We start from the raw sequence: 528 nt of genomic DNA, 5'->3' as shown, positions 1-528 counted from the left end.
CGCCCTGCAGCACCTTTAAAACCCTCTGTTTTACGCGCTAGAACATATCGACCCTTGCTCATCAAACTCAGTCGTTGAGAAGCTTGAATCAAAACATCATCCAATAAAACCCCCAACACAAATCGGTGTAAACTGATACGGCTGCCCGTTTTACCACTGGCGACATCATAAAGCGTACCGAAAACTTTGTACTCTTCCTCTAATTTACGGTTTTTATCGTGCAGATTAGAAATTTCATTGCGAACTTTTTCCAAACCCTCAAACAGTGAACGCGTGCTATCCAGCTGATTTCTAATTTCTAGATACGAATGTTGAGCAGTGCTTAAACTCCCGTTAAGCGCTTCTAAATTAGGCTTATCGACCGCCTTCAAAGCTTGATTTAAATCCGCAAGAGTTTGTTCTAACTGAATTTTTGTCTGCTTAAAGTTATCTATTTCTTGTTGCCAAGTTTGAGTTTGTTGTTCACTCACTTTACTCTGTAAGAAGTGCGCTTCATCAGCAAACGCACTCGCTTTTAGTGCGCTTTCC

General features: G+C 41.3%; 1 pseudogene. It reads right to left on the bottom strand.

Annotated elements, in window-relative coordinates:
• Positions 1–528: pseudogene (locus R7040_RS29750) on the bottom strand (SMC family ATPase); the annotation flags it as partial.

Source organism: Vibrio sp. 1069 (assembly GCF_033340555.1).
This window is presented reverse-complemented; position numbering and strand designations above follow the sequence as displayed.